The 16,984-nt window shown below is 33.9% G+C and carries 16 protein-coding genes and 1 other annotated feature; of the genes, 6 read left to right on the top strand and 10 right to left on the bottom strand.

The genetic code is table 11. From position 1 onward, the window contains the following. Positions 1–4 precede the first annotated feature (4 nt). Positions 5–1,447, top strand: coding sequence for a TrkH family potassium uptake protein (locus P6922_RS03590; RefSeq protein WP_276874371.1), 1,443 nt, complete (start codon positions 5–7; stop codon positions 1,445–1,447). A 119-nt stretch (positions 1,448–1,566) separates the two neighbouring features. Then, complete coding sequence (locus P6922_RS03585; protein ID WP_276874369.1) at positions 1,567–2,598, top strand: glycosyltransferase family 9 protein; 1,032 nt, start codon at positions 1,567–1,569, stop codon at positions 2,596–2,598. Between the two features lie 85 nt (positions 2,599–2,683). Here the strand turns inward: P6922_RS03585 and ispE are convergent, their stop codons facing one another. Together ispE and P6922_RS03575 are read right to left on the bottom strand one after the other, a co-directional pair. Next, a complete protein-coding gene (ispE, locus tag P6922_RS03580) occupies positions 2,684–3,532 on the bottom strand; it encodes a 4-(cytidine 5'-diphospho)-2-C-methyl-D-erythritol kinase (RefSeq protein ID WP_276874366.1) in 849 nt (282 codons plus the stop codon). Between the two features lie 7 nt (positions 3,533–3,539). Further along, a complete protein-coding gene (locus tag P6922_RS03575; RefSeq protein WP_276874364.1) occupies positions 3,540–5,090 on the bottom strand; it encodes a ClC family H(+)/Cl(-) exchange transporter in 1,551 nt (516 codons plus the stop codon). A 148-nt stretch (positions 5,091–5,238) separates the two neighbouring features. On the opposite strand from P6922_RS03575, the gene P6922_RS03570 reads away from it, so the two are divergent. Genes P6922_RS03570 through P6922_RS03560 form a run of 3 tightly spaced genes read left to right on the top strand, consistent with a single transcriptional unit; the run spans position 5,239 to position 7,178 of the window. After that, the gene (locus P6922_RS03570) at positions 5,239–6,264 is read left to right on the top strand and encodes a YitT family protein (protein WP_276874362.1); all 1,026 of its coding nucleotides are present in this window, start codon (positions 5,239–5,241) and stop codon (positions 6,262–6,264) included. Between the two features lie 3 nt (positions 6,265–6,267). Continuing rightward, complete coding sequence (locus P6922_RS03565) at positions 6,268–6,738, top strand: hypothetical protein (protein ID WP_276874360.1); 471 nt, start codon at positions 6,268–6,270, stop codon at positions 6,736–6,738. After that, entirely contained in the window at positions 6,735–7,178 is a 444-nt protein-coding gene (locus tag P6922_RS03560) for a low molecular weight protein-tyrosine-phosphatase (RefSeq protein ID WP_276874358.1), read from the top strand. The genes P6922_RS03565 and P6922_RS03560 overlap by 4 nt, the downstream gene beginning before the upstream one ends. 97 nt (positions 7,179–7,275) lie before the next feature. On the opposite strand, the gene P6922_RS03555 is transcribed toward P6922_RS03560, so the two are convergent. After that, entirely contained in the window at positions 7,276–7,569 is a 294-nt protein-coding gene (locus P6922_RS03555) for a TM2 domain-containing protein (RefSeq protein WP_276874357.1), read from the bottom strand. A 113-nt stretch (positions 7,570–7,682) separates the two neighbouring features. On the opposite strand from P6922_RS03555, the gene P6922_RS03550 reads away from it, so the two are divergent. Then, the gene (locus P6922_RS03550) at positions 7,683–8,549 is read left to right on the top strand and encodes a DciA family protein (RefSeq protein ID WP_276874355.1); all 867 of its coding nucleotides are present in this window, start codon (positions 7,683–7,685) and stop codon (positions 8,547–8,549) included. Positions 8,550–8,579: 30 nt separating this feature from the next. Here the strand turns inward: P6922_RS03550 and recF are convergent, their stop codons facing one another. The 7 genes from recF to P6922_RS03515 all read right to left on the bottom strand — a co-directional run bounded on the left by recF (position 8,580) and on the right by P6922_RS03515 (position 16,878). Further along, positions 8,580–9,650: a DNA replication/repair protein RecF gene (gene recF, locus P6922_RS03545; protein ID WP_276874353.1), complete on the bottom strand. Its 1,071-nt coding sequence runs from the start codon at positions 9,648–9,650 to the stop codon at positions 8,580–8,582. Further along, positions 9,647–9,865, bottom strand: a complete 219-nt coding sequence (locus P6922_RS03540; RefSeq protein ID WP_276874351.1) for an RNA-binding S4 domain-containing protein — start codon at positions 9,863–9,865, stop codon at positions 9,647–9,649. The genes recF and P6922_RS03540 overlap by 4 nt, the downstream gene beginning before the upstream one ends. Before the next feature lies 1 nt (position 9,866). After that, positions 9,867–10,976, bottom strand: a complete 1,110-nt coding sequence (gene dnaN / locus P6922_RS03535; RefSeq protein ID WP_276874349.1) for a DNA polymerase III subunit beta — start codon at positions 10,974–10,976, stop codon at positions 9,867–9,869. Positions 10,977–11,177: 201 nt separating this feature from the next. Next, positions 11,178–12,662, bottom strand: coding sequence for a chromosomal replication initiator protein DnaA (dnaA, locus tag P6922_RS03530; protein WP_276874346.1), 1,485 nt, complete (start codon positions 12,660–12,662; stop codon positions 11,178–11,180). Between the two features lie 250 nt (positions 12,663–12,912). After that, entirely contained in the window at positions 12,913–13,968 is a 1,056-nt protein-coding gene (locus P6922_RS03525) for an outer membrane beta-barrel protein (RefSeq protein WP_276874344.1), read from the bottom strand. A gap of 293 nt (positions 13,969–14,261) precedes the next feature. Continuing rightward, positions 14,262–14,483 (bottom strand) — a binding site (T-box leader). A 122-nt stretch (positions 14,484–14,605) separates the two neighbouring features. Further along, on the bottom strand, positions 14,606–16,027 hold the full coding sequence (gene dnaB / locus P6922_RS03520; protein ID WP_276874341.1) for a replicative DNA helicase: 1,422 nt from the start codon (positions 16,025–16,027) through the stop codon (positions 14,606–14,608). Between the two features lie 194 nt (positions 16,028–16,221). Continuing rightward, positions 16,222–16,878, bottom strand: coding sequence for a metal-dependent transcriptional regulator (locus P6922_RS03515; protein WP_007554820.1), 657 nt, complete (start codon positions 16,876–16,878; stop codon positions 16,222–16,224). Positions 16,879–16,984: the final 106 nt, after the last annotated feature.

Below are 16,984 nucleotides of genomic sequence, written 5' to 3'. Positions count from 1 at the left end.
GACTATGAATATAGAAATGCTTTTTTTCATGCTTGCAAGACTTCTTTTTGCAAGCGGACTTGCACTCATTCCCTCACTCATGCTTGCATTTTTCTACAACGAACCTTCAACTCCTTACTTTATAACAATAGGCATATCACTGCTTTTATTTCTTTTCTTCTACCAAAACGGACGTGAAAGCGTAGAAATATCCACACGTGAAGGCATGGCAGTCACATCGTTGGGTTGGATAGTAATCTCACTTTTATATGCGATACCCTACACATTCTTTTCAATTTCATTTTTGGACAGTTTAATTGAAAGTATCTCGGGACTTACCGGAACCGGCGCCACCATAATAAACAACGTGGAAGCAATGCCTCAAAGTCTGCTCTTCTTTCGCAGCATGACACACTGGATAGGCGGACTGGGAATAATAGTATTCTTCATTGCACTTTTTCCTCAATTCCAAAAAGGAACGGCAAGAATGCTATATACCGAAAGCAGCGGCCCCGTATCCTCAACAGCAATGCCCCGCATAAAAGAAATGACAAAAGCGCTCTTCATCGTATACACGATAATAACCTTACTTGCAACCGCAGTATACATGGTACTCGGACTGGACTTCCTTACCGCACTGAACCACGCATTCTCCACAACGGCAACCGGAGGATTTTCAACAAACAACGGAAGCATAGCGGAATTCAAAAATCCGATGCTCGAAACCGCCATAGCGATATTCATGGCAATCTCGGCAATAAACTTCAGCGTATACGTAATAGCATGGAAAAAAGGCTGGAAAACAATATTCAAAGATGCGGAATTCAAAGGATACTTTGCAATGCTCGCATTCGGAACACTTATAACGGCGATAAACCTCAATATGCAAGCCGACATACCCTTCATGCAAGCACTTCACGACACATTCTTCACAGCATCATCACTATCCTCGACAACGGGATTTGTAACGGTAGACTTCGACACATGGCCGACATTCTCGAAATGGATATGCCTCATGCTCATGTTCGTAGGAGGAAGCGGCGGATCTACATCCGGCGGCTTTAAAATAATACGATTGATAATACTCCTGAAAGGCGTATACGCACTCATAAGATACAAACTCAATCCGAAATTCACAATGCACCTCCACACAGATACGGAAAACTACGACAATACCGTACTCCTGGACGTATTCAGATACTTCTTCGTATACTCGGTACTATGCATAATATTTATACTCATATTCCTCTTTGACGGAATAGCGACACGAGATGCACTGGGACTTTCAATAGCGACAATGAGCGACACCGGACCGGCATTCGGACAATTCGGCCCGACAATGAACTATGCAGCACTTCCGACACTGAGCAAAATAGCGATATGCTTCTCAATGCTTATAGGAAGACTCGAAGCATTCCCGCTCATAATACTCTTCTATCCGACATTCTGGAGAAAAAGCGGATGGTAAACAAAAATTCTCTCGTTTCGCAACTGAAGCAAGAGAATTTTTTGTAAAATACAGATTAAAGATATATTATATAATCAATACTGAAATAAAATACTGAAACAAAATATAAGAGGTTTAAAATGTTTGACTTCAATAATAAAAAAATTTTAGTTACATACCTTATGTATTTCGGAGATTTGGTAACAATTACACCTTTTTTGGAAATTTTACGTCGTAATGCAAAAAATTCGGAAATTACACTTCTGGTTGATAAAAAACTTGAAGATGTCGTTAAATACAATCCGAATATAGACCATATTGAAACAATCGACAAAAAAGGAAAAGATAATTCAATTTCCGGTATTTGGCGTATAGGAAAAAAACTTCGTAAACAAAAATTCGATATAACAATAAATCTTCATCCAAATGAACGTACCTCATTAATATGTCTTTTATCACGATCGAAAAAACTTACAGGTACTTCAGCACCGATTTTTAAAAAATTTTTCAATTTTTACACTCCTATAAATTATACTTTACATAATGCTGAACGCTTTATAAATATACTCAATCAATTAGGAATAAAAGATAAAGAAAATAGCGGTCTTCAAATTTTTACATCTAACGAATGGGATAAAAAAGCTGAAAATTTTTACATTGAAAACAATATAAAAAAAGACGATAAATTAATCGGTTTTCATGTAGGAAGTGCAGTTTTAAGAAAATGTTGGAAACCTGAAAATTTTGCAAAAGTTGCAGATTATTTTTCAAATAAAGGTTATAAAACGATTATTTTCGGCAGCAATTTCGATAAAAAACTTGTAAATGAAACAGTTTCACACATGAAAACTACTCCTATAATTGCAACCGGTAAGTTTAAAATAGGAGAATTTATCGCCGCATTGAAACGTTGCTCGCTTTTCATTTCAAATGACAGCGGTCCGATGCATGCCGCCGCATCTCAAAAACTTCCGATTGTTGGAATTTTCAGTTCCGGAAATCCTACAACATTCGGTCCATACGGCACAAATTCGATATGCCTTAAAGGAAAGCAAATTTTTGAATTTATAAATAAATCTTTTGAATTTATCGAAAGTTCGGAATTTATTTCGCCTGATGAAGTACCGGTAGAAAATGTAATAAAATCTACCGAAAAACTTCTGAAATTATAATCTTACAATAAGAGAGTTTATGAGTTGTTCGTTGAATAAAAAATAAAACTCTATAACATGCAAAAAGAGCCTTTCGGCTCTTTTTTTATATTGTTGTTGCTTTTTGTATGAATTTGAATTTTTTTGTTTCTTTCAATTTTTTCATTATTTTTTCTTGTTCTTCTTTTTCGCATATTATGAAGAATGCGGATCCCGATCCCGACATTTGGACTGTTTCCGATATTTTTTTCAGTTCTTTTTTTATTTCTTTCAGTTCTTTGTTTTTTTCAAAGAGTGCTTTTTCGAAGTCGTTGTATATGTTTTCTTTCAGTTTTTTTATATTTCTTTCTTCTATTGCTTGTATTACCGTTTCGTTTTTATTTATGTTTCTTTTTCCGCTTTTGTCGATTTCTTCGTATGCTTCTTTTGTGCTTATTGTAGTTTCGCTTTGTACTATGATGAGGGGTATATTTTCGTATTTTTTTATTTCTTTTATTTTTTCTCCTATACCTCTGCATCTTGCACTTCCTTCATAGATACAGAAGGGTATGTCGGCTCCGTATTTTACACCTATTTCACATAGTTCTTCTTTTGTGAGGTTTGCTTTTGTTAGTTTGTTCAGTCCTCTAAGTACTGCCGCCGCATCTGCCGATCCTCCTCCGAGTCCTGCTTGTGCGGGTATTCTTTTGTATAATTTCATGTGTACTTGCGGTTTTTCTTTTATTTTTTTATAAAATTCTTCTGCCGTTTTCCACATGAGGTTTTCTTCTTTTTCGGGTGCTTTTCCTTCTTCTACGGTAAGTTTCAGGTTTTCACTTTTTTCGAGTGTTATCGTGTCATGTAGGTCTATTGCGTGCATTATCGTGTCTATTTCATGGTATCCGTCTTTACGTTTTTTTCCTACCGTCAGTGTAAGATTTATTTTTGCATGTGCTTTTTCTGTTATTTTTTCCATTTTTCTCTTATGTTTTAAAAAATTTCTTTGTTTCTTTGAGTGCTTTTTTCGGACATGATACCGATAGCGAGTCTCCTACTTGCAGTGTCGTATTTGCGTCCGGTACTATGTGTGCTCCGAGTCTTTCTATGCTTACTATGAGTATGTGTTGTGGTATACCGAGTTCTTTGAGTTTTTTACCTGTTTTTGTGCTTGTGACAGGTATTTTCGTTTCAAAGAATGTTTGTTCAAGTGATGTCGGTACTACTCCTTTTATCATTCTCCAAAGCAGCGAGTCGTATACGGGCGGTTCTTTCAAAAGTTCCGCTACAAGGTAGGATACTATTGTTACCGTTCCTATTGCGTATATGTTGTTGAAGCTGTTTGTCATTTCAAGTACGAGAAGTATCGAAAGCAATGGCGATCTGATTGTGGATGCAAGTATTCCGCCCATTGCACATATTACTATTTGCGGAAGGTATTCCGGAAGACTCATTCCGATTGTGAGCATTATTTCTTGCATAAATGCTCCGGATGATGCTCCTATGACTAGTATCGGAAGAAATATTCCTCCTTGTACTCCGCTGCCGAAACAAAATGATGTGAGAAGAATTTTTCCGCAAATTATCATAAAGAGGTACATTGCGGCGTATCTATGTTGTGCGAGCATTCCGACAAGCGAGTTTCCTCCGCCCAAGAGTTCATGGTATGAGTATCCTATTGCCGATACCGCTATAAACGTTATTACAAGTTTTATTGCATTGTGTATTTTTATTTTGTTGTAGAGTGTTTTGTATCCAAGTAATACTTTGTTGAATATTACTCCGACTATTCCTACAAATACTCCTAAAAACAGAAGGTGTCCGAAGTAGTATAGAGGAAGTCCTTTCATTACGGAAAATCCCAGTGACGGTTTAAGATCGAATATTACGCTTGTGACGAAGTTTGATACGAGTACCGCCGAAAATGTGGGTATTACAAGTTTCGGATAGAAACTTTTGTGTACTTCTTCAAATACGAATACGGCTCCCGATACCGGTGCCGAAAATGCCGCTGTAAGTCCTGCGGCGGCTCCTGCCGATATCAGAATTCTTTCTTCACGCAGTGTGGATTTGAATAATTTGGATACTCCTTTTCCTATCGCTCCGCCCAGTTGTACTGACGGTCCTTCACGTCCGAGTGAAAAACCGGCAAGAGCATTGAAAAGTCCTCCTAGGTATTTTGATACCGCTACCGGAACTGCACGCATGTCGAAAAGTCCCATCATTTCACCTTCGATTTGCGGTATTCCGGATCCTCCCGACATCGGTTCCCATTTCAAGAGAAAGTATGCAATTATTCCCAAAAATGAAACGAGTATTATCCATAAAATTACAGATGTAATATCCGTGTAACTCATCAAATTGTCACGGAAATGATCCATGAATTGTATTCCGTATCTAAATGTCGCTCCTCCGATACCTCCGAAAAGTCCTACAATTGCACCTTTCAAAACCATTTCTATAATTATTTTTGTATTTAAATGGTTGAACATGTCATTATTTTTGCTTGCAATTTTTCCGATTTTGCCGAAGTTCAAGGTTTCACCTCTTTTGTTAATACTTCTTCATAAAACACTTTTTATTTTACCATATGGATATATTACATACATAATACATAAAGAAGATTTTTTATTTTAAACGTTGTATAATATAGGTTGCTTAAATTTTTTATTTTCAGGAGGATTTATGCCTACTCGATCAAAAAAAATTAAAACAATCGATAAAAAAAGTTTTTTAATACAGTTTTTAGTGACTTTAATAGGTACTTTTATCTATGCAATCGGTTTGAATACGTTCATGATACCGCATAAATTTTTGTCCGGCGGTTTTACCGGTATTGCAATGATTTTGTACTACATTACAGGTTTTCCTATCGGTCTTACGAATTTACTTGCAAACATACCTTTACTTTATTTATCTTACAAGTACATGGGTAAAAGGTACACGCTCTTTGCAATTATAAGTACGGTTCTTTCTTCAGGTTTTTTGGACCTTACGGTTTCACTTTCAAAAATTGTTCCGGTACATACTCCCATAGTTTCGGCAATTGCAGGTGCCTTTATTATGGGTTCGTCCATGGGTCTTCTTTATCGCTACGGAAGTTCTACTGGCGGACTTGATATTATCGGTGCGATGATAAAAAAATATTACAATATAGAAATAGGAAATGTTGTTTTATGTATAAATATTTTGATAATTTTATCGAGCATGTTCATATTTCAAATCGAACCGGCGGTATGCACTCTCATTGCAATGTACTTGAATGCAATGTTTTCAAATCGTGTTGTTTTAGGTTTTGCAAAACGCAAGGCGGCATTTATAATTTCAGATTATCCTCTTGAAATTTCAGATACTATTTTGAGAAATATCCATCACGGTGCAACTCTTCTTTACGGTCAAGGTACGTTCAGCGGACGTGAAAAGCAAATCGTTTTTTCAATTATTTCCTTGACACAGATAAGCAAATTGCGTAAATTGGTGGAAGAAGTAGATAAAAACGCATTTATTTTCATAATCGATGCGACAGATGTTATCGGTAAAGGTTTTACCGCTCCGAATTTCTTGAAAACAGGAAGATTACTCCCTTCTAAACGATATTTCATAGATGAAGAAGGAGAAATGGTCGCAACTGATTCATGGGAAAATGTACTTCACAAGGAAGCAGTTCATTGCGAACTTTTAAAAAATAACGAAAAACCCAAAAAGGAGTAAATCATGAACAAATATACAAAAATATTTTTTTGTTTACTCGCACTTACAACAATTCCTTTTACATTGAAAGCCGGAAATATAAATATTTCAAAAGAAATGACATACACTTCGAAAAAAGTTTCCGATGTTAATACCGATCGTGAAACTTCCACTTTCATAATGAAAGACGATATGGATAAACTTACACAATTCGACATGGAACGTGTTGGAAATAAAATGACGATAAATATCCATCAAAACGGTGTGATTGTATGGAAAAAAACTTACAATGTAAGTAACGGAGATTTTCGTGTTTCAAAAAAAATAAACAATGATAAAACCTCTTTTCTGATTATAGTTAGGCAGTACGCTTTGTATATAGAAGAGGGCGATGATGAAAATCATTGGAAAATTGTTGAAACAGATGCAAGTCATGTAGATAAAAATTCTGTAGATTTTCAAAATTTGAAGTTTGAAGATATGGAGATTAAATGAAAAACATACTTTTTATTTGTCATGGAAACATTTGCAGATCGCCTATGGCTGAATTTGTATTGAAAGATATGGCAAAAAAAGCAGGAATAAAAAATGTAAGTATAAATTCGCTTGCCGCTACAAATGATGAAAAAGGTAACGATACTTATTATGCAACAAAGGAAGTTTTGGATGAAAAAAATATTCCTTATACAAAACGTCAATCAAGAAAAATGACTTTGGTTGATTACAACAATGCGGATATTTTAATAGTAATGGATGAAAATAACGTAAATCAGGTAAAGAAAATAACAAATGGTGACCCCGATAAAAAAATACGTAAGTTGATGTCTTTTGTCGGTGAAGATAAAAATGTCGCCGATCCGTGGTTTACAAGAGATTTTGAATCTACATACAATGATATAGAAAGAGCATGTAAAGAAATTTTGAAAATTTTATAAAACAAAAAAAGAATGAAAGCGCTGAAATTATTGTTTTCATTCTTTTTTATTTATCAGATATTTTTCACTTTTTAAAATTTACAACTGTTTAAGTATTTTAAAACATTTTTGATTCGTAAATTAAATTCAAAATTATTTCTTCATTTTTCCTTTGTATTATACCTTTCATTCTGAACAAATCACAAAATGCCCATATTAAAAATCCGCCGCCGGTTATAAGATAAAGTATATTTACAAAAGGTTTACCTACATAGAAATAGTGACATCCGAAGAAAAACCATAATAAATATCCTATAAACAAACTTTTTTCTTTGTGTGCGAAATTGTCAAGTACATATTTTTTCTGTTCATTCGGCAAACTGTTTATGAGATTTATCATACGTTCATTCATATTTGTCTCCTTTTTTGATATCCTTTTTTTATATCCTTTTTTCATTATAACAGAATTATAATTTTTTATGTTAAAATATATAAAAGTTTCACATGAAACATAAAGGGGGATTTATGGATAGAAAATTAGTCGAAGTTTCTAAAATTTTTGAAAATTCTTTATTGGATTCCCTTTTTAAAAATAATGAAAATTACAAACTTTTTATTTTACAAAAGTCTTGGGAAAATATTGCAGGTTCTCTCCTTGCAAAAGAGTCTTTTGTTTTGAAATTCGTAAATTCCGTTCTTTTCATTCAGGTTACAAATTCCGTTTGGAAAAATCAGTTGCATATGTTGAAAAGAGATTTGCTTTCAAAAATAAATGCTCTTCCTTATAATTTCAATTTTACGGATTTACGTTTTGTCGTAGGTTCAAATTTTGTAAAAAGAAAATCTTTTCTTTCAATAGACAAGGTAAATAAAAACAATAATTTATTGAAAAACATTCATTCCGCAGATTTGGATGAAAAAGAAAAAAATCAAATTTTAAGATGGATTGATAATCATATAAAAAATGATGATTTAAAAGTACCTTTTAAAGATTTTATGTTGGAGCTTTTTAAAATAAGAAAAGGAGAGCTTTTATCTTCATATACTCCTTGTATTTTATGCTCCGCTCTTTGTCCTCCGAGTAAAAAAATTTGCGTTTTGTGTGAAAATGTTTTGGAACGAAAGAAAAAGCATGCAATAGTTATTATTTTAAAGAAAAAACCTCATCTTAATTACAATGAGGTAAATGAAATTTTTCCTTGTTCTTTCGAGTCTTTCAGCGATGCAAGAAATATGTTGATTTCACGTTACAAGGACAAAATTTTTAAAAATCAGGATACCGTTGATGAAAAGAAGTTTTTACTTTCTTTGCTTATTCATAAACCTTTGCAAAATATCAGTGATCTTGAAGTAAATAATGCTTTGAAGTATATTCCGAGAAGTAAATTTTAATTGATACAATAAAAACCCGCTTTTGCGGGTTTATTTTATTTGTATTTCTTTTCCTTCTATATATGCAGGTTTTTCCGTCATTGTCATAATTGTCTGTATATCTTTTTCTTTTACATATTCAAAAAGTATTTTTTTTCTTTCTCCGTCCAATTCACTTCCTACATCGTCCAAGAGAAGTACGGGATATTCTCCGGTTTCTTTTTTTATAAATTCCATTTCGGAAAGTTTTATGGAAAGTATTGCAGTTCTTTGTTGTCCTTGCGATCCGTACTTCGATATGTCTTTTCCGTTTAAGAGAAAAAGTATGTCATCTCTGTGCGGACCTACGGATGTTTGACAGAATTTTATGTCTTCATGTCTTTTTTCCAAAAGTTTATGTATATACCATTCTACATCGAAGTTTGTTTCATTTTTTTTGCTTTCTTTTTGTATGTAGTAAAGTTTCAGATTTTCACGATTTTTTGTGAGTCTTTCTTCAGTTTTTTCTATACTTTCATTAAGTTTTTGTATTGCTTCAATTCTTTTTCTTACTATGTATGCCGCACCTTTTGCTATTTGCATGTCCCATATATCGGTTTGAGGTTTTACTCCTCTAATTTGTGCATTTTTAAGTTCGGCATTTCTTTGTTGCACCGCACGCTTGTAATTTATCCATTCATAGTAGTATCTCGGATTTATTTGAGATATTTCCATGTCGAGAAATCTTCTTCTTTTTTGAGGATTTCCTTTTATAAGTTGCATTTCGTCCGGATTGAATAAAACTGTTTTGAATATCCCTACAAGGTCTTTGTTTTTTATTCTGTTTTCATTTAGAAATATTTGTTTTCCGTTTGTCTTTGAAATTTTTATTTTTATTTCATGATTGCTTTTTCCGCTATTGAATGTAAGTATTGTCGTACATTCGTTTTTGTCGAATTTTATAAGTTCTTCGTCTTTGTTTGTACGAAATGATTTTCCGAATGATGCCAAATTTACAGACTCTAAAAGATTTGTTTTACCTGCTCCGTTTTTTCCGGTAAATATAGTTATATTTTTATCCGTTTCTATTTCTATATTTTCGAAATTACGCACTTGTATGAGTCTGAATTTCTTTATTTTCATTCATTTACTCCGACTATTCTGTATACTGTGTCGTCTATGGTGAGTGCATCTCCGCTGCGTATTTTTTTTCTTTTTTCAAATACTTTTATACCGTTCAAGGATACTTTATGCTCACTTAAAAACATTGCAGTTTCGCCGCCGGTTTGTATAAGTCCTTCTTTTTTAAGTAATTGATCTAATTGAATATATTCTCCCGTAATTTGTATTATATACATTTTATCTTCCTCTCATAGGTGTTACTACATACTTATATGTTTTGTCGGATTCCTGTTCTACGAGCATCGGTCCGTTTTTTATAAGGTTAAGTATTATTTTTTCACCTTTCGAGTGTTTCAATATGTCTTCTATATATGTACAGTTGAATGTTATTTCAATATTTTCTCCTTCAAGTTTCAAAGGTATTGTCGTGTCGGATTTACCGATATCCGGATCTTCTTCGTATATTTCAAGTTTGTCGTTGGAGAAGAAAAAGTTTATTGTCTGATAGTTTACATCTCTTGATATCGGACTTACAAATCTTACTGCATCTATAAATTCATTTAAGTCAAGTTCGGCTTTTGCATCGAAATGTGACGGTATTACACGTTTATAGTCCGGATATTCTCCGTTAATAAGTGATGTTATGAAGTATGTATTGTTGAATGTAAATGCTACATGATTTTTTGCCCATGTTATTTCAACTTTTTCATCTTCGCCTTCAGGAAGAAGTTTTATAACGTCTGTCATTATTGCCGCCGGAACTATTATTCTTGCTTCTCCGTTCGCATTTTCTTCCAATTCTATTTCTTTTACCGCAAGTCTGTGTGTATTTGTTGCGGCCATTATAAATTTTTTATCTTTTATTTCAAATAAAATTCCTGTAAATAAAGGTTTTTGCTTATCGTTTGCTGCAGCGTATTGTATAAGATTTGTCATTTCTACCAAGTCTTTGCATTTAAGTGTTGCTTTCGAGGTATTTTGCATATTCAGTATTTCAGGGAAATCGTCATGTAATCTTGTAGGAAATTTTGCTATGTATTGTCCAGCTTTAAATGTTACAAGTGTTTCATTCTTTTTTATTTCCATAGTTATTTCTTCGGAAGGTATCATTCTTATTGTAGACAATAATTGAGGTGCTGCAATGACTGTTATGCCTTCTTCTTCGATTTGTGCGTTGCAGTATGTTTTTATTCCTACAATATAATCGTTTGCTTGAAATTCTACTTTATTATCCTTGGCAGCAATAAAGAAACCGTTGTTTGTATTTGATGTAACTTTTGATTGTGCTGCACGTTGTACAGTTTCAAGTGAGTTTATCAAGTCTTGTTTTTTGAATATTATTTTCATCGTTTTTCCTTTCGCTTTTGTTTTTTATTAATAAAACAGTAGTAGTAGTAGTATGGTGTGAAAAAGTGAATAAGTCTGTGAAAATCAGTTTTTGTGCGTTTTTCGGATTGTTTAAAATCTTGTGAATTGTTGAATTCTTTTTCAATTTATTCACAGTTTTATTGTCAACTTGAGTTATTCACAATTTAACCGCATTTTTTTTCAAATGTTTTTTAACATGTTTGAAAGTTCTTCTATTATTTTTTTCGTTTCGTTGTCTTTTGCAATGTCTTTTTCTACTCTTTCGCATGCATACAATATTGTCGAGTGGTCTTTTCTTTTGAATATGTCTCTTAGTATCGGAAATGAAAGGTTGAGTTCTTTTCTGCAAAGGTACATTGCTATTTGTCTGGGTATTACTATATTTTTCGGTCGTCCTTTACCTAATAGATTTTCTTTTTTTACGTTGAATTTGTTACAAACCGTATTTATTATTATTTCCGGTGTAATTTCACGATTTTGTTCCAAAGGAATTTGATCTTTGAGTGTTTCTTTTGCAAATTCGAGTGTCATTTCTTTTTTCTGTACTTTTGCATATGTGACGAGTTTGTTGAATGCTCCGTCAAGTTCTCTTACGTTTGTATTTATGTGTTCAGCTATATAGTTTATTACTTCAGACGGTATGTTTATTCCTTCTTTTTCCGCTCTTTTTTCCAGAATTATCGAGCATATTTCATAGTCCGGCGGAGATATCGGTACTATAAGTCCGCTTGAAAATCTTGTCTGTATTCTGTCTTCGAGTTCTTCAATGTCGCTTGGTGTACGGTCGCTTGTTAGTATGATGTGTTTTTTGTTGTCGAAAAGTGTGTTGAATGTGTTGAAGATTTCCATTTTCGATGAGTTTTTCGATCCGAAGAATTGTACGTCGTCTATAAGAAGGTAGTCCGGATTTCTGTATTTTTCACGAAATTTCGGCATCGAATTTGATTTGATTGATGCTATAAGTTCGTTTGTAAATGTTTCGCTTGATACAAATATGTATGAGAGATGCGGTGCATTTTCTCTTATGTAGTTACATATTGCATGAAGAAGGTGTGTTTTTCCCAGTCCCGACGGTCCGTATATGAAGAGAGGATTCATTTTTTTGTCCATTTCTTCCATATTTACAGCCATTTGTGCAACCGACAGTGCCGATTGGAATGCCATTTCGTTGCAGTTTCCGTGGACGAATGTTTCAAATGTGTGTTCAGTGTTTATCGGATTGGGACTTTTATGTACCGGTTTTTCTTTTACTTTTGTTTGTTTCGAGTAATTTTGTATGCTCGGAAGTACTATGTCTTGTGAGTTTTTCGGTATATTTATAAGTATATTTTCCGGAGGATTGTAAGGTTTTACTTCGTCCATAAGAGGAAGTTTTTCTTCTTCCATGAAGTCCGGTATTTTTTCCGATTTTTTTTCTTCGTGATCTTCTTTTGATAAAATTACTATTTTCATCGGTTTATTAAGTTTTTCACTTATAATCGTTTCAAGTTTTGTTTTATAGAGTGCTTCTATCCAACTTACAAGGTAAGGGTCTTGTGTGATTATAGTGAGTTCTTTTTCGTCCAAAAGTGACGGAAAAATTTTTTTGTAGAACATTTCGTAGTATTGGGGGTCGTTCTTTTTTATGTATTCGAGTATAAAACCCCATAGAGTGAAAAGGTTCATATAAATCCTTTCTGTTGTGTGAAAGATTGTGAAAATATTGTGAATATTTGTGAATAAATTTTGAATTTTTTTTAAAACATGTAATATTTGTCGATAAAATCTGTTTTTTTCAGTGTGTATACTTGTGTTTAAAAAATTTATATATCTGTGAATAACTTTATTTTATCATGATTGGTTATAAAGGTAAATGTTTTGTTTTATGTGTAGTTTAAATAAAAAAAGTGATACTTTTGAAGTACCACTTTTCTTTTTATTTGTGTTCGTATATGTCTATACGGTTTGTTTTTTCAACGTCACCGTCTTTTCTTGAAAGGCCGATGAATTGATCGATATCAAGTCCGTTGTCTACTGCATATTGAGCGATGTTTCTTACTCTTTCATTTGTAGATTTTTTGTCGTCATCATCTTTTATGTATCCGATAATTTTAAATTTATTCGGTGAAGATTTTACTTTTTTTACCAAATCGTCCAATTTGTTTTTTTGGTCCGCTTTCAGTACGGACGAGTTTTCATCAAAGTTTATGCTCGTGATGTAGTAGTCTTTTTCTTGAGTTGTTTTTGTTGTATTTTCAACTTCCGGTTTTTCTTTCTTTTCAACTGCAGGTTCAGTTATTTCCGGTTCGTTTTCGTCATCGTATGAATCGTCACTGTAGTCGTAAGAGTCGTCATCATCATATGTGTTTTTTGATATATGTGAACCGGTGCCGAATTTGTATGAAACGCCTGCCATAAATCCTTGATATGACATTGTTCCTTCTCTTGCTTTTGTCGTAAGGTATCTGTATCCGGCATTTACATTTATATTTTCATCAAGGTTGTAATCTACTCCGGCTTCGATAATTCCGGTCTTTTTCGTTCCCAATGAGCCTCTTGCATATGCTTCCATATTGTTTTTTAAAGGATATTTTGCAATTACACCGAGTTGGAGTGCATTGTTCGCTCTTGAAGGTTCACCTATAGGACTTGAAACATTGAAGTCCTGCATTGATATATGATTAAGTCCGCCGAATACCGTAATGTCATCTCTTAAGCGGTAGAGTACGTTCAATTCGCTGGAATCTCCGCCCGTATTTTTTGTATTTAATTTATGATGTCTGAGTTCGGCTTCAATTCCGTCTTTGTAGCCGTATGTCAAAGCACCGTCAAAGCTCCATTTTCCGCTTTGTGAAAAGTTTTTTCCGTCTGCTTTTGTGTTCCACATTCCTAAATTTATGCTTGCATTTCCTTGTTCAAGGTCGTTTTGCATTGCATATGTCATTGCGGTAATTGTTGTCATTGCCAATAATATAGATAATGTTTTTTTCATATAAACACCTCGCTAGTATTTACTTTACTATATTATTAAGATTTTTACAATTTTTATTTTTATAATAAAATTCCATAAAAAAATACCCGATTTCTCGGGATTTTTTTTAACTTTACAACATTCATCATTCTTTTTTATTTTTATTTTTATATATTTCAATTACGAGTTCTTACATTATCGACCCCCTTTAAATAATTTTTAAAATAAATTTCTATTCTATCACCTCTTTGTTTTGTTTTTTAAGAGTAAGAATTTAAGAAAATAAGTAAAAAAAACGTCCTTATTGTAAAAACAACAAGGACGAAAATTTATTCCGCGTTACCACCTATTTTGCATAAAATGCCACTCTCAAGTACCAACATACTTTATCTCTGTAACGGGAGATCCCGTAAATGCCTACATATCGACATTTCCTATAAAAAGACCATCTTCATCAAAGTTCCTTTTACTTCTCTCACCAAACGAAGCTCTCTGAAAAAATTCCCTTCAATTACTCTTCTTTTTGTAAAGTTTGTTTTATAAAGCTTGATATAATTCTAACAGATGTATTCAAAATGTCAATTTAAATTTCGTTTTTCTAACAAAAAAATAACTTTAAATTAAAACACACTCGTGTGAGTGTGTTTTGTTATCGATGTTACATATCTTCCGGTTCTTCCTGATCCGTTTGTTCGTAGAAAAGTGTGAATTGTCCGGCGAAGTACATTTTTACCGTTCCGACAGGGCCGTTACGATTTTTTGAAAGTATAATTTCTGTTTCGTTTTGTTTCGGGTCTCCGTCTTGTATTTCTTTGTTGTAGTATGCTTCACGATAAAGGAATGTTACCATGTCGGCATCTTGTTCAAGCGATCCGGATTCACGAAGGTCGGAGAGCATCGGTCTTTTGTCGTTTCTTGATTCAACTCCACGTGAAAGCTGCGAGAGTGCGATAACCGGTACATTGAGTTCACGTGCGAGTGATTTCAGCGATCTGGATATTTCCGAGATTTCCTGTTGACGGTTTTCGTTGTTCCTGTTACCTTTTGCTTGCATGAGTTGGAGATAGTCTATCATTATGATGTCGAGTCCTCGCTCGGCTTTGAGTCTTCTGCATTTTGAACGCATTTCTCCTACCGTTATACCCGGTGTGTCGTCAATAAATAACGGTGCTTCCATGAGAGCTCCTGCCGCATTTGCAAGGTTTGTCCATTCTTGTTGTGTGGAAATTCTTCCGGTACGAAGTTTTTGGCTGTCTATCAATGCTGTCGAGCATAAAAGACGTTGTACTAATTGTTCACGTGACATTTCAAGCGAGAAGAATGCGACTTTTTTGTGTTCAGTTGAAAGGCTCATATTTTTTGCCATATTGAGAACGAATGCGGTTTTTCCCATTGAAGGTCTTGCCGCAACTATTATGAAATCGCCTTTTTGAAATCCGCTTGTCATTCCGTCAAGTCTTGTAAATCCTGTGGGAAGTCCTGTAATTCCTATTTTGTTTCTGAATTTTTCGGTGATTTCGGTGAGTTCTTGTTGTACGGCTTCTCCAATCGGTATGAAGTCGGATTTACGTTCGTCTCTTGTAACTTCCAGTATGGAACGTTCCGCATGGTCTGTAATATCGTCGACATCTTCTTCTTCCATATATGCCGCATCGGCAATTATTCCGGCTGCGTCTATGAGTCTTCTGAGTCTTGATTTTTTTTGTACTATTTCTGCATGACGTTCGATACCTTTTGTGGAAATTATGTGTTCGGGAAGTTCATTTACATATAAAACTCCGCCCACATCTTCAAGTCTGCCCATTCTGCGAAGTTCTTCCACGACCGTCAAAAGGTCCGCTTCTTTACCGTTGTTTACAAGGTTTAAAATTGCGGTGTAAATAATTCCGTGAGCTTCACGATAAAAGTCTTCTTTTCTAAGAATATCTTCAACGGTAATGACAGCGTTGCGGTCAAGAAGCATTGCACCTAATACCGCTTGTTCCGCCTCGATATTTTGCGGCGGTACACGACTTACGATCATTGTATCCGTTGATTTTTTTGATGAATTTTTTCTGTAATTTTCTTTTCTGTTATCCATATTTTCCCTCGAAAAAATATTTATATACTTTAAATATACCATGGTGAGAACGGTATGACAAAGAAATATAATTTGAAAAGAGAAATATAATTTGAAATATGAATAATATAAATTTTTATTCAATATAAAAATAAAACACTCTTTCGAGTGTCTTATTTTTCATTTGGTAAACAATTTGTTTGAGTTTCAAAATTTTACTTGTCGTCTACGTAGATTTGTTCTGCAGCTTTGTAGCTTATCCAAATATTTCCGTCTTCGGTTTTCAAGAGTACCGGACCTTCGTATTCGGCTTTTTCTTTTACTTCAACTTTCATTTCTATTTTTATTTTTTTGCTCTGCAGGTAGTCCATAAGTTCGTAGTCTTCGACAATACGTCTTATTGTTGTTTTTTCTCCGGCTTCGCATTCGGAAAGCATTCTGTGAGTGAGTCCTTTTCTGACTCCGTCATTGTACGGAATAGGATCTCCATGCGGTGAATGTTTCGGATGACCTAAAAATTCGGAGAGTTTGTCTGCAAGTTCTTCCGATGTTTCATGTTCAAGTCCTTCGGCAAGTTCGTGAGCTCCGCTCCATTTGAATCCGAGCTTTTCTACGAGAAATACTTCCCAAAGTGCATGAAATCTCAGAAGTTTTCCGGCTTCTTTTTTTCCTTTTTTCGTTATTTTGCTTCCTTTGTATGCTGTGTAATCTATAAGCCCTTGCTTTTGTAATTTTGAAATCATTTCACTTACGGACGGCGGTGAAACTTGAAGCATATCCGATAATTCTTTATTAGAAACGACTTCGTGTTCTTCGGTTATAAGATAAATCGCTTTTAAATAATCATCTTTACCGGATGTTAATTTTCCCATAATTGCCTCCAATTTTATTAACTATTATGTAAATTATTTTTCAATTTACTGTAAATATAATACATTTGGTATTTTATAAATGTCAATAAATATTTTAAAATTTGCA

This window comes from Dialister micraerophilus (assembly GCF_947090205.1).
GTDB lineage: Bacteria > Bacillota > Negativicutes > Veillonellales > Dialisteraceae > Dialister > Dialister micraerophilus.
Note: the sequence above shows the minus strand (reverse complement) of the source record. Positions and strands in the feature narration are given on the sequence as shown.

Coding starts and splice junctions, on each gene's coding strand:
- P6922_RS03570 (WP_276874362.1), top strand. CDS start 5,239: ATGCCTACTCGATCAAAAAAAATTAAAACAATCGATAAAAAAAGTTTT.
- P6922_RS03560 (WP_276874358.1), top strand. CDS start 6,735: ATGAAAAACATACTTTTTATTTGTCATGGAAACATTTGCAGATCGCCT.
- dnaN (WP_276874349.1), bottom strand. CDS start 10,976: ATGAAAATAATATTCAAAAAACAAGACTTGATAAACTCACTTGAAACT.
- dnaA (WP_276874346.1), bottom strand. CDS start 12,662: ATGAACCTTTTCACTCTATGGGGTTTTATACTCGAATACATAAAAAAG.
- P6922_RS03555 (WP_276874357.1), bottom strand. CDS start 7,569: ATGAATGAACGTATGATAAATCTCATAAACAGTTTGCCGAATGAACAG.
- P6922_RS03565 (WP_276874360.1), top strand. CDS start 6,268: ATGAACAAATATACAAAAATATTTTTTTGTTTACTCGCACTTACAACA.
- recF (WP_276874353.1), bottom strand. CDS start 9,650: ATGAAAATAAAGAAATTCAGACTCATACAAGTGCGTAATTTCGAAAAT.
- P6922_RS03590 (WP_276874371.1), top strand. CDS start 5: ATGAATATAGAAATGCTTTTTTTCATGCTTGCAAGACTTCTTTTTGCA.
- dnaB (WP_276874341.1), bottom strand. CDS start 16,027: ATGGATAACAGAAAAGAAAATTACAGAAAAAATTCATCAAAAAAATCA.
- ispE (WP_276874366.1), bottom strand. CDS start 3,532: ATGGAAAAAATAACAGAAAAAGCACATGCAAAAATAAATCTTACACTG.
- P6922_RS03540 (WP_276874351.1), bottom strand. CDS start 9,865: ATGTATATAATACAAATTACGGGAGAATATATTCAATTAGATCAATTA.
- P6922_RS03515 (WP_007554820.1), bottom strand. CDS start 16,878: ATGGGAAAATTAACATCCGGTAAAGATGATTATTTAAAAGCGATTTAT.
- P6922_RS03525 (WP_276874344.1), bottom strand. CDS start 13,968: ATGAAAAAAACATTATCTATATTATTGGCAATGACAACAATTACCGCA.
- P6922_RS03550 (WP_276874355.1), top strand. CDS start 7,683: ATGGATAGAAAATTAGTCGAAGTTTCTAAAATTTTTGAAAATTCTTTA.
- P6922_RS03585 (WP_276874369.1), top strand. CDS start 1,567: ATGTTTGACTTCAATAATAAAAAAATTTTAGTTACATACCTTATGTAT.